The sequence below is a fragment of the Micromonospora sp. DT233 genome, assembly GCF_049841815.1.
Taxonomy (GTDB): Bacteria; Actinomycetota; Actinomycetes; order Mycobacteriales; family Micromonosporaceae; genus Micromonospora.
This window is the reverse complement of the sequence record NZ_JBNCLB010000002.1, coordinates 593,612-606,382: the sequence shown is the minus strand read 5'-3', so window position 1 is coordinate 606,382 and position 12,771 is coordinate 593,612. Positions and strand designations below refer to the sequence as shown.

13 protein-coding genes, 1 tRNA gene and 1 pseudogene are annotated in these 12,771 nt (G+C 74.0%); 8 read left to right on the top strand and 7 right to left on the bottom strand.

All coding sequences use genetic code 11. The annotated features are described in order from the left end of the window. Positions 1-23 precede the first annotated feature (23 nt). Positions 24-260, bottom strand: coding sequence for a hypothetical protein (locus ACLQ2V_RS06930; RefSeq protein WP_425717518.1), 237 nt, complete (start codon positions 258-260; stop codon positions 24-26). Positions 261-285: 25 nt separating this feature from the next. Here ACLQ2V_RS06930 and tmk point away from each other — a divergent pair, with 25 nt between their 5' ends. The 6 genes from tmk (at position 286) to ACLQ2V_RS06900 (ending at position 6,288) form a co-directional block, all read left to right on the top strand. Further along, a complete protein-coding gene (tmk, locus tag ACLQ2V_RS06925) occupies positions 286-2,346 on the top strand; it encodes a dTMP kinase (protein WP_425717748.1) in 2,061 nt (686 codons plus the stop codon). After that, positions 2,346-3,644, top strand: coding sequence for a DNA polymerase III subunit delta' (locus ACLQ2V_RS06920; protein WP_425717517.1), 1,299 nt, complete (start codon positions 2,346-2,348; stop codon positions 3,642-3,644). The genes tmk and ACLQ2V_RS06920 overlap by 1 nt, the downstream gene beginning before the upstream one ends. A gap of 124 nt (positions 3,645-3,768) precedes the next feature. After that, a complete protein-coding gene (locus tag ACLQ2V_RS06915) occupies positions 3,769-4,098 on the top strand; it encodes a YbaB/EbfC family nucleoid-associated protein (protein WP_425717516.1) in 330 nt (109 codons plus the stop codon). 1 nt (position 4,099) lies between these two features. Continuing rightward, on the top strand, positions 4,100-4,405 hold the full coding sequence (locus ACLQ2V_RS06910) for a hypothetical protein (RefSeq protein WP_425717515.1): 306 nt from the start codon (positions 4,100-4,102) through the stop codon (positions 4,403-4,405). Continuing rightward, positions 4,405-5,070: a hypothetical protein gene (locus ACLQ2V_RS06905; RefSeq protein WP_425717514.1), complete on the top strand. Its 666-nt coding sequence runs from the start codon at positions 4,405-4,407 to the stop codon at positions 5,068-5,070. Before ACLQ2V_RS06910 ends, ACLQ2V_RS06905 begins: the two co-directional genes overlap by 1 nt. A 360-nt stretch (positions 5,071-5,430) precedes the next feature. Continuing rightward, the gene (locus ACLQ2V_RS06900; protein WP_425717513.1) at positions 5,431-6,288 is read left to right on the top strand and encodes a PSP1 domain-containing protein; all 858 of its coding nucleotides are present in this window, start codon (positions 5,431-5,433) and stop codon (positions 6,286-6,288) included. A 112-nt stretch (positions 6,289-6,400) separates the two neighbouring features. On the opposite strand, the gene ACLQ2V_RS06895 is transcribed toward ACLQ2V_RS06900, so the two are convergent. Then, on the bottom strand, positions 6,401-8,146 hold the full coding sequence (locus ACLQ2V_RS06895) for a metallophosphoesterase family protein (RefSeq protein ID WP_425717512.1): 1,746 nt from the start codon (positions 8,144-8,146) through the stop codon (positions 6,401-6,403). Positions 8,147-8,278: 132 nt separating this feature from the next. Between ACLQ2V_RS06895 and ACLQ2V_RS06890 the strand changes: the two genes are divergently transcribed. Then, positions 8,279-8,352, top strand: a tRNA-Thr gene (locus tag ACLQ2V_RS06890). A gap of 98 nt (positions 8,353-8,450) precedes the next feature. Here ACLQ2V_RS06890 and ACLQ2V_RS06885 read toward each other — a convergent pair. The 3 genes from ACLQ2V_RS06885 to ACLQ2V_RS06875 are packed head-to-tail and all read right to left on the bottom strand — an operon-like array spanning position 8,451 to position 10,040. Next, on the bottom strand, positions 8,451-9,665 hold the full coding sequence (locus ACLQ2V_RS06885) for a helix-turn-helix domain-containing protein (RefSeq protein ID WP_425717511.1): 1,215 nt from the start codon (positions 9,663-9,665) through the stop codon (positions 8,451-8,453). A gap of 10 nt (positions 9,666-9,675) precedes the next feature. After that, positions 9,676-9,876 carry a hypothetical protein gene (locus tag ACLQ2V_RS06880; protein ID WP_425717510.1) on the bottom strand — a complete coding sequence of 67 codons (201 nt, stop codon included), beginning with the start codon at positions 9,874-9,876 and terminating at the stop codon, positions 9,676-9,678. Next, complete coding sequence (locus ACLQ2V_RS06875; RefSeq protein ID WP_425717509.1) at positions 9,873-10,040, bottom strand: hypothetical protein; 168 nt, start codon at positions 10,038-10,040, stop codon at positions 9,873-9,875. The genes ACLQ2V_RS06880 and ACLQ2V_RS06875 overlap by 4 nt, the downstream gene beginning before the upstream one ends. A 216-nt stretch (positions 10,041-10,256) precedes the next feature. Here ACLQ2V_RS06875 and cutA point away from each other — a divergent pair, with 216 nt between their 5' ends. Then, positions 10,257-10,565, top strand: coding sequence for a divalent-cation tolerance protein CutA (gene cutA, locus ACLQ2V_RS06870; RefSeq protein ID WP_425717747.1), 309 nt, complete (start codon positions 10,257-10,259; stop codon positions 10,563-10,565). On the opposite strand, the pseudogene ACLQ2V_RS06865 reads toward cutA, so the two are convergent. Together ACLQ2V_RS06865 and ACLQ2V_RS06860 are read right to left on the bottom strand one after the other, a co-directional pair. After that, positions 10,522-11,598 (bottom strand): annotated as a pseudogene (locus ACLQ2V_RS06865) (helix-turn-helix domain-containing protein); the annotation flags it as partial. The gene cutA and the pseudogene ACLQ2V_RS06865 sit on opposite strands and share 44 nt — an antisense overlap. A 132-nt stretch (positions 11,599-11,730) precedes the next feature. After that, positions 11,731-12,735 (bottom strand): helix-turn-helix domain-containing protein, encoded by a 1,005-nt coding sequence (locus ACLQ2V_RS06860; protein ID WP_425717508.1) that lies wholly within the window; start codon positions 12,733-12,735, stop codon positions 11,731-11,733. Positions 12,736-12,771 lie beyond the last annotated feature (36 nt).

The window sequence follows — 12,771 nt, the reverse complement described above, 5'->3', positions numbered from 1 at the left end:
GGCGGGGAGGCACCCGACCAGGACTAGAGTGTTGCACCGGAACCGCCCAGCGTTGGGCCGGCACGTGGAGGTACGGCCATCGAAAGCCAGAACAACCCCCAGTCGCCCGGCGCGTCGTCGCCCGGCGACCGGCCCGACGCCGCCGCCCCCGGCCAGCCCGGTGCCGGCCCCGGCCGGTCCGCCGCCGCGCCGAGCGACTCGGCCGGCACGTCGGCGGCCGACCGCTCCGGGGCCAGCGGGATCCGCTCCGTGCTGCGCATCCGGCCCTTCCGCCGGCTCTGGATCGTGCTCGGCGCGGCCTCCTTCGGCGACTGGCTCGGCCTGCTGGCCACCTCCGTCTTCGCCGCCGCCCAGGTCTCCGGCAGCACCGCGCAGGGCGCCGCGTTCGGCACCCTGATCGCCATCCGGCTGCTGCCCGCGCTGCTCCTCGGCCCGGTGGCCGGCGTCCTCGCCGACCGGTTCGACCGGCGCTGGACGATGGTCATCTGCGACGTGCTGCGCTTCCTGCTCTTCGCCTCCATCCCGCTGTTCCTCCTCACGGGGGCCAGCGGCGGGCTGGTGGTCGGCTGGGCGGCGATCGCCACCTTCCTGATCGAGACGATCACCCTGCTCTGGATCCCGGCCAAGGAGGCCGCGGTCCCCAACCTCATCCCGCGCGCCCGGCTGGAGTCGGCCAACCAGCTCACCCTGATCACCACGTACGGCCTGACCCCGATCGCCGCCGCGCTCGGCCTGGCCCTGCTCGACCGGGGCGTGCGGGGCGCGACCGGCGGCGAGATGCCCTCCTGGGCCGAGCCGGCCAACCTCGCGCTCTGGTTCAACGCCTTCTCCCGGCTGGCCACCGCCCTGGTGGTCGCCTTCGGGATCAAGGAGATCAGCCAGACGCAGGCCGCTGAGGCGAAGCGCACCGAGCAGGGCATGATGAGCCAGTTCACCGAGGGCTGGAAGTTCATCGCCCAGACCCCCCTGGTGCGCGGCCTGGTGCTCGGCATCTTCGGCGCGTTCGCCGGCGGCGGCATCGTGATCGGCACGGCGAAGTTCTTCGCCGCCTCGCTCGGCGCCGGCGACGCCGCCTTCTACCTGCTCTTCGGCGCGATGTTCGTGGGCCTCGCGATCGGCATCGGGCTCGGCCCGATGATCGTGCGGGACATGTCCCGGCGGCGCTGGTTCGGCATGAGCATCGTGCTGGCCAGCGCGTCCGTGCTGGTGCTCGCGTTCGCCGTGCACCTCTCCATGGCGATCCTCGGCGCGATCCTGGTCGGCGCGGGCGCCGGCATGGCCTTCCTCGCCGGCACCACGCTGCTCGGCGGCGAGATCGCCGACGAGGTGCGCGGCCGGGTCTTCGCCGTGGTGCAGATCGGCACCCGGCTGGTGCTGATCCTGGCCATCGCGCTGAGCAGCCTGCTCGTCGGCGTCGGCGGCTCGCGCCGGCTCGAGATCGCCGACCTGGGCATCTCCGTCTCCTCCACCCGCCTGCTGCTGCTGGCCGCCGGTGCCGCCGGCATCTTCGCCGGGATCAGCGCCTTCGGCCAGATGGACGACAAGAAGGGCGTGCCGGTCCTCGCCGACCTCTGGGGGTCGATCCGGGGCCGCCCGCTGATGCCGGCCGAGAAGTTCGTCTCCAACGGGCTCTTCGTGGTCTTCGAGGGCGGCGAGGGCGCGGGCAAGTCGACCCAGCTCGCCGCGCTCGCCGAGCGGCTGCGCGGGCAGGGCCGGGAGGTGGTGGAGACCCGGGAGCCCGGAGCGACCGGCATCGGCGGGCGGATCCGTTCGCTGCTGCTCGACGCCGCCGACGAGGCACCGTCGCCGCGCGCCGAGGCGCTGCTCTACGCCGCCGACCGGGCGCACCACGTGGCGACCGTGGTCCGGCCGGCGCTGGCCCGGGGCGCGGTGGTGATCAGCGACCGGTACGTCGACTCGTCCCTGGCCTACCAGGGGGCCGGGCGGACGCTCCCCGTCGACGAGGTCTCCTGGCTCTCCTCCTGGGCCACCGGCGGGCTCAAGCCCGACCTGGTGGTGCTCCTCGACGTCGACCCGAGCACCGGCCTGTCCCGGATCGCCACCCGCGACGTCGGCGCCGACCGGCTGGAGGCCGAGTCCGTCGCCTTCCACGAGCGGGTCCGGTACGCGTTCCTCGACCTCGCCGCCAACGACCCGAAGCGCTACCTGGTGCTCGACGCCTCCCGCCCGGTCGGGGAGACCGCCGAGCTGGTGGCCCGGCGGGTCGAGGAGTTCCTGGCCGACCTCTCCGGCATCGTGCACCCCCGCCCCGCCCAGGGGCCGGACACGTCGGTGCAGCCGGAGTTATCCGACTCGGAGCTGGTGACGATGGAGCACCGGACCTGATGCCGGACGTCTTCGCCGACCTGGTCGGCCAGGACGAGGCCGTCGACACGCTGCGCCGGGCCGCCGCGTCGGCCGCCGCGCTGCTGCGCCAGGCCACCGCCGCGCACGCGGCGGCCACCGCCGGCCCGGTCGACCCCGACGACCTCGACGCCCTCGCCGCCGAGGCCGAGGCGGAGGCGGAGGCCGCCGAGGCCGCCGGCGCGGGCGATCCCGGGGCGGGGATGACCCACGCGTGGATCTTCACCGGGCCGCCCGGCTCGGGCCGCTCGGTGGCGGCGCGGGCCTTCGCCGCCGCCCTGCAGTGCGCGCACGGCACCGGCTGCGGCGTCTGCCAGGGCTGCCACACCACGCTGACCGGCACCCACGCCGACGTGCGGCTGGTGGTGCCCGACGGGCTCTCCATCGGTGTCGGCGAGATGCGCACCCTGGTGCTGCGGGCGGCCAGCACCCCCTCCGGCGGCCGGTGGCAGGTGGTGATCGTCGAGGACGCCGACCGGCTCACCGAGGCGGCCGGCAACGCGCTGCTCAAGGCCGTCGAGGAGCCGCCACCCCGGACGGTCTTCCTGCTCTGCACCCCGTCGACCCACCCGGACGACATCTCGGTGACGATCCGGTCGCGCTGTCGGGTCGTACCGCTGCGGCAGCCGGCGCCCGAGGCGGTGGCCGAGGTGCTCACCCGCCGCGACGGCGTCGCGCCGGACGTGGCGCGGTGGGCGGCGGCGGCCGCGCAGGGGCACGTCGGCCGGGCCCGGCGGCTCGCCAGAGACCCCGAGGCCCGCGCCCGGCGCGACCTGGTGCTCGGGGTGCCGCGCCGGCTGACCGGGGTGGGCACCGCCTTCGACGCGGCGTCCGCGCTGATCGAGGCCGCCGAGGCCGAGGCGGGGGCGGCCGTGGCGGAGAGCGACGCCGCCGAGCGGGCCGCGTTGCAGACGGCACTCGGCGCGGGCGGCACCGGCCGGGGCGCGGCCGGCGCGGCGCGGGGGTCCGCCGGGCAGCTCAAGGAGCTGGAGAAGCGGCAGAAGTCGCGGGCCACCCGGGCCCAGCGCGACGCCCTGGACCGGGCCCTGGTGGACCTGGCCGGGTTCTACCGGGACGCGCTGGTCGTGGCGCTGCGGGCCCCGGTCGCCCCGGTGCACACCGACACCGCCGCGCTGGCCGAGGCGGGCGCGCAGCGGTGGCACGCCGAGGGGTCGCTGCGGCGCCTGGAGGCCGTGCTGGAGTGCCGCTCCGCCATCGAGGCTAACGTCAAGCCGCGGATCGCCGTGGAGGCGATGATGCTGACCCTCTGGAAGGGCTGATCCGTCACCGGCCACCGGTCCGCCGGCCCATCGACAGCCCCGATTGGTGTGCGGTACGGTCCGTGATGCCGCGCGGTGACGCTGGCGGCACACCCAGTGGGTGCACTGCCGGGAGGAGTCCGCGATGCCTCGGGGGGAGATCGACGAGGCCTGGATCGAGGAGGCGGTGCGGCGCTACCGCCGCATCGAGTTCCTGCAGGCCGAGTTCGACCGGGCGGTGACGACCGTGGAGGTCACCGTGCGTTCCCCGGACGGGCTGGTCGAGGTGGTGGTCACCGCCGGCGGCCGGATCACCGACGTGCGGTTCCTCGGCCCGCTGCACAACCGTCACCCCCGGGACGTGGCCGCCTCGGTGCGGGCGGCGGTGACCGCCGCCGCCGACGCCGCCGAGTGGGCCCGGGAGAAGCTGCACAACGAGACCTTCGCCGCGTACCGGCCGCTGGCGGGTGCCTGACATGGACGAGTTGCGGGCGCTGGCCGACCGGCTCGACGAGGCGGGCGACACCCTCGGCGCGTTGGCCCGCGAGGTGACCGCCACGGACCCGCCGCACCCGGCGTTCGGCACCCACGTCCCCGGCCGCCCCGGCGAGATCGGCCGGGCGCTGCACCGACGGTGGGTCGAGGCCACCGGCGACCGGGCCCGGGAGGCGACCGTCGCCGCGACCCGGCTCGCCGCCACCGCCGCCGCGGTCCGCACCGCCGCCGACCGGTACGCGGGGGTCGACGACTCCGCCCGGCGGCGGCTCGGCCGGGAGTTCTGATGGACGCCCTGGACCGTCTCGCCGAGCCGGGGCTGGACCTGCTGGCCCGGGTCGACGCGCTGCTGGCCGACGGGGCGCCCGAGGGGCACCGGCTCTGGCCGCTGCTGCGCCGGATGCGGGTGCTGCCGGGCGACGCGGTGCGGGGCTTCCTCGACCTGCACCCGGCGCCGCTGGCCGCCGCCGGGCACGCGGTCCGGGCGCTCGTGCGGGGGTACGACGAGGCATGCCACGCCCTCAACGACGCCACCGTCTGGTCGGGGCCGGCCGCGTCGGCGTACGGCCAGGGGCGCTCGACGCTGCTGCGCCACCTCGACGAGGGCCCGGAGAGCCTGGTGGGCCGACTGGAGTCGACGGCCGGGTACGCGGACGCCCTGGCCGACTGGGTGGAGGGCAGCCGGCTCGCGCTGGCGCGGGCGCTGGCCGACGTGCTCGGCTCCGCCGAGGCGGTCCGGGTCCGCGCCGCCGCACCGGGGGCCGACGCCGCCGACGCGGGGCTGCTCGCGGCGGCCGACGTCGCGTACCGGGTGCTCTCGGTGCTCGGGGTGGCCTACGACGGCGCGGAGACGCTGCTGCGCCAGTGGTCGCCCAGCCTGGCCGAGACGACCTGGCGCGGCCAGGCGGCCGGCCCGACCCGCTACGACACCGTCACCCGCGTCGGCCGCTGACCCTCCCGCCCGGTGGTGACGACGTTCCGGGGCCGGTGGTGACGACGTTCCGGGGCTGGTGGTGACGACGTTCCGGGGCCGGAAACCGGTCACGGCGTCGCGCCGGTGCGCCGGTCTGGCCGGGCACCCGGCGGCGACGCCGTGACCTCCCCCTGCACCCCCGCAGGTCTGCCACCACTCAACGCCTCCGCCGGCCGTTTGTCCCCCGCCTCGGGGCGGAATCAACCGTCCGGGCGAGGCGCATCGGGACGAGCGGCCGGATCGCGTGGTACGAGTCGACGTCGATGGATCGCTGCGGGCGGTGACGGGCCGGCCACGGCCGGGTGGGTGGTCGCCGTCGACCCGTCGTAAGGTGAGGGGATGGGCATGCTCTGCGCGGTCAGCTTCAATCGGTACGGGCGGCTCTACTACCTCGACCCGGGCGAGTTCCGCCCCCAGGTGGGTGACCGGGTGCTGGTCCCCACCGACGACGGGCCCGAGGTGGCGGAGTGCGTCTGGGCCGCCCAGTGGGTCAGCGACGACACCGACGGGTTCCCCAAGCTGGCCGGTCTCGCCGGCGACGAGGACCTGCGCCGCGACGAGCTGCTGCGGCGGCACAAGGCCGAGGCGAAGGTGGCCGCCAAGCGGCTGATCCGCGAGCACGGCCTGCCGATGAAGGTGGTCGCCGTCGACCACGTGCTCGCCGTCGACGGCGGCGGGGACCGGACCACGGTCTACTTCACCGCCCCGCACCGGGTCGACTTCCGCTCCCTGGTCCGTGACCTCGGGGCGACCCTGCACTGCCGGGTCGAGCTGCGCCAGCTCTCCGCCCGGGACTCCGCCCGGGTGCAGGGCGGCATCGGTTCCTGCGGCCGGGACCTGTGCTGCGCCACCTTCCTCACCGACTTCGAGCCGGTCACCATTCGGATGGCCAAGGACCAGGAGCTGCCGCTGAACCCGCTGCGCATCTCCGGCGCGTGCGGCCGGCTGATGTGCTGCCTGAAGTACGAACACCCGCTGTACCAGCGGTTCCAGGCGTCCACCCCGTCCGTGGGCACCCGCGTCACCACCCCGGAGGGGGAGGGTCGCGTGGTCGGCCACAGCGTCCCGAGGGACGCGGTGACCGTCCGCCTGGACGCCGACGGCTCGCGCTCCATGTGCTCCCGCGCCGACGTCTGCGGCTCCCGCCGCGCCTACGAGGGCCGCGACGAGCCAAGCCCGGAAGGCATAGCGCGGTGACCGAGTCCGCATCCCACCCGACTTGTTGATTGATCAAGAGGTTTGCGTCATCGGACGGCGGTCTTTTGACGCAAACCTCTTGATCAACGCGCGCAGCCCCCGGGTCAGGGGGTCAGGGGGTCAGGGTGAGGGGGGGTTCGGCCAGGCGGGGGGTCAGCGGGCGGGTGGGGGTCAGCCAGGAGGTGGTGGGGGAGGCGGCGGGGGAGGTGTCGGGGTTGACCTGCCAGTCGCGGGCTACGCGGTCGACCGCTACCGGGTAGATGGTCAGGGTGCCGTCGGGGTCGATGCGCATCCGCAGGAACGCCTTGGCGTCCTCGATGCCCTGGCCGGCGAAGAGCTCGTTGACGTTCACCCCGAAGGCCCCGGCGACCAGCAGGTACGCCGCCACCAGCTCGGTGGCGACCAGGCCGATCACCGGGCCGTACACCACCGCGGCGGCGACCGCCGGCAACGGCCAGGCCCAGTCGTAGAGGGGCAGCGCCAGCCAGACCCAGGTGCCGGCGGCGGCGAGCGCCACGTGGGCCAGGGCGTGCCCCACCCCGAGGATCCAGTGTCGTACCTCCCGCTTCCCGCCGGCGCTGGGCGGCTTGGCGAAGACCACCGCACCGACGGCCGTCACCAGCAGCATGGCCACCAGCGGGACGCTGAACAGCCGCTGCTCGGTCTCGCCGCCGCCAGTCGTCGCCGCCCCGGCCATCGCCAGCATCAGCAGGGTGTGCAGGGTGCCGAGCAGGGTCCCGAAGCCCGGGTTGCGCAGGGGCAGCCGCCCGAAGATCCCCCAGCCGTACCGCCGGGAGCGGGCCTTGTCGGGGAAGCGGGCCACCAGGTCGTACGGGCGGGTGCGGCTGGCCCGCCGGGAGAGGGTGTCGCGCGGCGGCACCTCGATGCGCTCGGGCAGATGATGGGTGGGGTACAGGTACGCCCCGCCGCTGCCGCAGGTGATCAACTGGCGGTCCGGGCCGGCGTACCGGGCGTAGTGGTGCAGGTCCCCGGAGACCAGCAGCCGCACCTGGGCCCCGGTCGGGGTGACGATGGTCCGGATGAAGTAGTCGATCGAGTCGTACGCGGTGGGGTCGTCGCCGGCCTTGACCCAGGTGGGCGCCGGCACGGCCATGATCACCCGGCTCTGCGGCCCCAGCTTCCGGGCCACCTCGTCGAAGTAGGTGAGCTGCGGGTCGTCCAGGTACGAGCCGGACTGGTCGTCGAGGCCGAGCAGCCACCAGTCGGCGGGCAGCTCCACCGCGAAGTACGACCGGGACTGCCCGGTCTCCCAGCCGCCGAAGTGCCGGTCCCGGGACCGCACGAAGAGCCGCAGGAACGCCGTCAGCCCGTCGTACCAGTCGTGGTTGCCCGGCACCGCGAAGAGGGTGGGCCGCTCGGGCGGGGTGACCGGCAGCGCGGCCTGGTACGGACCCTTGCAGCGGTCCTCGTAGGCGGCGTACGACGCCGACGGGTAGACCTGGTCGCCGCCCATCACCAGGGTCTGCGCCCGGGGCAGCCGGTGCCCGTCGACCTCGATCTCCGGCTGGGCGATCAGGTACGCCACCGAGTACGTGCCGTTGAAGCCGTCCCCGAGGTCGGCCACGTAGTCCAGCCACAGCCCGCCGTCCGGCCCGACCTGGCGGAAGATCCCGCCGCCGAACGCGTTCTGCAACTCCCGCTTGTCCAGGTACGCCCCGAAGAGCATCGCCAGCAGCGTACGCAGGCCGGTGCTGATCAGCAGGAACGGCGCGAGCCACGGCACCGGCTTGCGCGGGGTGAAGCCCAGCTCCAGCGGGTCGGTGCTGCGGGGTCGGCGTGCGGAGCGGGCGAAGTCGTCGCCGTCCGGACCCTCGACGGGGGTGGGATCGTCGGTCACCCGCCGCAGCGTAGTCCGGCGGGGTGTGGCGCGCTGTCGGGTGTGGGCGCGGACGGGCCTGGTGTCCGGTTGCTGGACGGCGTCATCCGGTTGCGAGGGTGGGCGGGGCGTGCCGTAGACTCACTGATCGTTGCCGCCTTAGCTCAGTCGGCTAGAGCGACGCACTCGTAATGCGTAGGTCGACGGTTCGATTCCGTCAGGCGGCTCAGCACGACGAATGCCCTGGTCACTATCCCTGACCAGGGCATTCGTCGTTTTGCCGGCTGGCTCCTGGTTATGGCCGGGGCTCGTCACGGAGGGCCGGTCACACACTGACGCCGGCCTCGTCGGCCACGCGCAGCACGTCGGCGCTCGCCGTCGGCGACCGGCGCAGGACCGTCGCCAGCACCTCGCGACCAAGCGGCCGGGCCCGGATCTCCGCCGACGCCACCCGGTCAGCGATCACCACCGCCTGGTCGGCACCGGCCACGTCACCCGCCTGCAGGTGGCCGCGTGCCACGTCGAGCAGGTAGGCCGCTCGCCGCTCCGGCGGTAGCCGCCGCCAGTCGGGCCCGTCGACGAGCCGCCGGTGCGCGCCCGTGTCGAGGGCGCTGCCGTCGCCGAGCTCGACCGTCGCCGCCACCCTGGCCAGCTCGACGGCGACCGGCCCGAAGGCGGTCCGGTAGTGATCCTGGCCCTCATCGACGCCCGTCGACGCCTCGGCGGCTTGGGCGAGCAGATCGTCGACGTCGTCGGCGTACCCGAGGGCGGCAGCGCCGAGCGCGGCCGTGGTGAGCAGCGTGCCGTAGACCGACAGGTGTTCAGCCGGGGCGGCCAGCGGCTGCGGCGGGGCGAGCCGGTTGGCCATTGCGATGCTGACCTCCATCGCGTGCCGGGCCTGCCCCTGGGCGAGCAGTGCGTGACCGAGCTGGGCGGCCGAGGCCCCCGTCAGTAGCCGGTCGCCGGTGTCCTGGCTGGCGGTCAGCGCCCGGTCCGCTGCCAGCCAGGCCAGGTCCGTGACACCGAGCTTGCCCATGACGGTCGACGTGAGCTGGTAGACCTCGGCCAGCCGGCGGCCCGCCGCCGGGTCGCGCGGGTGTTCGGCGTGCAGCAGGTCCGCGCCGAGCAGCAGGCGCGGCAGCGTACGCAGGAGGTCGGCGTACCGGGCGTGCTCATAGGTCAGCCAGGCGTGGGTGACGGCCTTACCCATTTCGCCGAGCGTCGGCGCTGCCCGCGTCACGCCCATCCGGGCGGGTCCCCACCGGGCCAGGGCGCCCCGGACGGCGTCCACGGCCTCCTCGTCCGGTCCGCCCGCGCCCCGCTGCCTCGCACCGTCCTTGCCGAGCAGGAGCCGCAGATCGACTCGGAGCGCGTCGGCGATGTCTTCCAAAATGGAGACCTTGTCGAGCCGACGGACGCCGCGTTCGACCTTGTCGACCCAGCTCTTCGACTTGCCGACGGCGTCGGCGAACTGCTGCTGTGACATCTTCCGCCGGCCGCGCCAGTACGCGACCCGCCGGCCTATGGGCAGATCGTCCACGTCTACCGCGTCACCACGTGGCGACGTGCCGCTGCAGCGCCGCCCAGTCCGCTTCGGCCAGGGAGAGTATTCCCTTCGCCCACTCGATCTCGGTGCAGGTTCCGTCCGGCTTGCACCGCCAGCACCGCTGGCCGGTGGCGTGGCTGCGCAGCACGATGTTGGCGACCATGGCGACGCCGCCGGCGTCGATGTCCTCGATCATGCGGGTCACCGGTCGGTCCGCGAGCGATCGGCCTTGGCCTGGTCCAGGATGCGCTGCCGCGCGGCGATCTGCTCCGCTTCCTGGATGCGCTGGCCGGTGTCGGGTGGCGGGGGCGAATCGGCCCGGCGCAGCAGCCACCGGGTGATCGCGCGTAGCTCGGACATGATCGTCACGGTCGTCTCCTCTCCGCTGGGGAGGGTGGCGACAGCAGCTCGCACAAATCGGACCACCGTCGCCACCCGTAGGGCGAGGCGGCCTATCGGTGGTCGCCACCCACCCTCGTGTCAGCCTCACCGATGGCCCTGTCTCAACACAGGAGCAGCTTGTCCGCCCACTGTCCGAGCTGTCCGCGGACGCCTGCGAGTAGGGTCACCAGCGTGACGGGCTACATGCAGGTGACCACCGCGACGGACAGCCGGGAGGCGGGCGTAGCCCTCGCTGAAGGTGCCGTGGCATCCCGCCTCGCGGCGGGCGCCCAGGTGGTCGGACCGGTGATCAGCGTGTTCTGGCATGAAGGGAAACAGGGCACAGGTGAGGAATGGCAGGTGCTGCTGTTCACCGCCGCCGCCAAGTATCCGGAGTTGGAGCGGCACTTACTCGCAGCGCACCCGTGGAGCAATCCGCAGGTGGTCGGCGTCCCGATCGTGCAAGGCTCTATCGAGTATTTGGCGTGGCTGGCCCGGTCAGTGGGCGCCTAGACATTTCGGCTGCCAACGCACGCAGCTCGACGACACAGGGCAGAGTGGCGTACGGCTCAAGCCGGTTGAGGACGGAGTCCAGGCGCTGGCCTGGCCGGATCGAACCGACGCCCCCGGAGAGCCGCATGGCCACGACTGCGGTGGCGCACGCCTGCTCCACCTCGTTCGCGTCAAGGTAGGCATCTGCGAGCCATGACAGATACAGCGCCTTGTCCCGGGCGTACGTGTCATCGACCTGACCCAGCGCCCGCGCAAGAACGGGAATCGCCCGCACTGGCCGGCGCAGCACCGTCCAGCACCGGCCGGTCATGATCTCACCCTCAGTGCGGTCGACCCAGTACACCCAGTCGGGTTCAGGACGGTCGTCGTGTTCCGTCAGGCAGGTGGTGCCGACGTCGAGGTGCCGTTCGGTGGCCGCGTCGTCGCCGGCGAGGGCGTGCGCCCAGGCGGCCCGGAGGTGCAGTAGAGCGCGTACTCCGGGGGTGACGGTGGCGCCAGCGGTGTCGCAGGCCGCGGTGGCGGTGTCGGTGGCGGTGCGGTGGAGGGCCTGCTGCTGGTAGGCGAGGAAGGCCAGGGCATTGCCGGCCAGCGCGGCGCTGTCGGCGTCACGGGCAGCGGCGAGGCTGACTCGGTACAGCCGGTCAGCGTCGGGATGGTGCCCGGCGTCGAAAGCGGCCCACCCGGCGAGCTGGGCCTGCTCGGCGAGGACAGCAAGGAGTTGCCGGCCGGTCGCCTCGCTGTAGGACCCATCCTGGATCAGGCGGGCGGTAGCGTCGACTTCGACGGCGTACATGCGACGGGTGTCGGCACCGCCGAGATGGTTGTCTAGGCGGCGGAGTCGGGCGGTGCGCTCGATGAGCCTGCCGGGTGTGGCTGCTCCGACGTGGCGCCCGTCGGCGAGCAGGGTGTGGGGCAGGGTAGCGGCCAGGCCGGCGGCGGCTACGAACTCGCGGCGTCGCAGCCCTGGGCGTATGGCGGCGAGGACGGCAAGGCCTCCGGCGGCTTCAAGGACCCTGTCGAGCCGTTCAGCAAGGTTGGCTCGGTCATGGCGACTCCCAGGTAGCGGTCTGGGTGGCGGCCCCCCGGCAGCCACAACCAGCAAGCTTGCCGTCACCGACGGTACTGCAATCTGTCCGGCACGAGTAGCGGACAGGTGTCGGACAAATCAACCGGCGACGGCGAGGGCGCGCCGGTACTCCGCCGTCCACTCCGCCTCGCGTTGCTCCTCGGGCAGCTCGTCCAGCCCCGCGCGGAGGTTCCCCGCCGCTGCGGCCCGATCGCCGAGGGCCAGGTACGCCAGGCCGAGCCCCATTCGGCAGAAGCTCGGGGTCAACCAGTAGGCGGTCGCCGGCGGCGGCTCGTCCCCAGCCGACTCGGTGAGATCACTGGCCTCGCCGAGTAGCCGGACAGCGGCGGCCCGGTCACCGAGCAAGGCGTACCCGTGGGCGGCCTGCACGGCGTCACCGACCCGCTGCAGGGGTGCGGCCCCGGGCGTGTGGTAGGCGGCGAGGAAGTGCCGCACGATGCCGCGCGGACGGCCCTGCTGCCGGGCGAGGTAGCCACGGAAGTTCTCCGCCTGCGCCGCCAGCTCCCCGCCGTCGACCGCGTCGGCCTGCTCGGCGGCCTCGGTCAGCACCTCGACGGCCTGGGTGTCGTGGCGCGCCTCGGCGTGTAGCCAACCGACGAACTGCGTCCACTCGGCGGCCACCGGCCGAAGGCGCTCGGCGTGCGGCCCGCGCGCCTGATCAGCGACGGCCTGGACAGTGCGCCACTGGGCGACGGCTCCGGGCAGCATGAGCTGCGCCACCACCACGTCGTCGAGGCGGCGCTGCGCGGCCAGCACGTCGGTGAACACCTCGACGGCCTGGGCGTCGAGCCGGGTAGGTCGCGCGATGACGTACGCCATCCTCCCGGCGTCGTCGGCCGAGCCGATCGGCGGCGGGTCGATGACCATCGCCGCGAGCGCGCCGCCAGCGGCCAGGGCGCGGTCGAGGTGCTCGGCGACCTCGCGGGTCGGGCGGATGCGTCCAGTCTCCAGGTCGTGCAGGTAGCTCTTGCCGTAGTAGACGGTCCGGGCCAACTCGCGCAGGGAAAGGCCCCGTTCGCGGCGTAGCCGGCTCAGCTCGGCGGGAAATTGCGGGTCGACGATGGCGCGGTTGCGGGCAGGCATTCGACCTCCCAGGTGGCGGTCTGGGTGGCGGCCCGC

Bases quoted from the DNA above. Each gene is read 5' to 3' on its own strand.
- ACLQ2V_RS06930 (WP_425717518.1), bottom strand. From the start codon at position 260: ATGCGCAGCACGGAGCGGATCCCGCTGGCCCCGGAGCGGTCGGCCGCC.
- ACLQ2V_RS06920 (WP_425717517.1), top strand. From the start codon at position 2,346: ATGCCGGACGTCTTCGCCGACCTGGTCGGCCAGGACGAGGCCGTCGAC.
- ACLQ2V_RS06915 (WP_425717516.1), top strand. From the start codon at position 3,769: ATGCCTCGGGGGGAGATCGACGAGGCCTGGATCGAGGAGGCGGTGCGG.
- ACLQ2V_RS06910 (WP_425717515.1), top strand. From the start codon at position 4,100: ATGGACGAGTTGCGGGCGCTGGCCGACCGGCTCGACGAGGCGGGCGAC.
- ACLQ2V_RS06905 (WP_425717514.1), top strand. From the start codon at position 4,405: ATGGACGCCCTGGACCGTCTCGCCGAGCCGGGGCTGGACCTGCTGGCC.
- ACLQ2V_RS06900 (WP_425717513.1), top strand. From the start codon at position 5,431: ATGGGCATGCTCTGCGCGGTCAGCTTCAATCGGTACGGGCGGCTCTAC.
- cutA (WP_425717747.1), top strand. From the start codon at position 10,257: ATGCAGGTGACCACCGCGACGGACAGCCGGGAGGCGGGCGTAGCCCTC.
- ACLQ2V_RS06860 (WP_425717508.1), bottom strand. From the start codon at position 12,735: ATGCCTGCCCGCAACCGCGCCATCGTCGACCCGCAATTTCCCGCCGAG.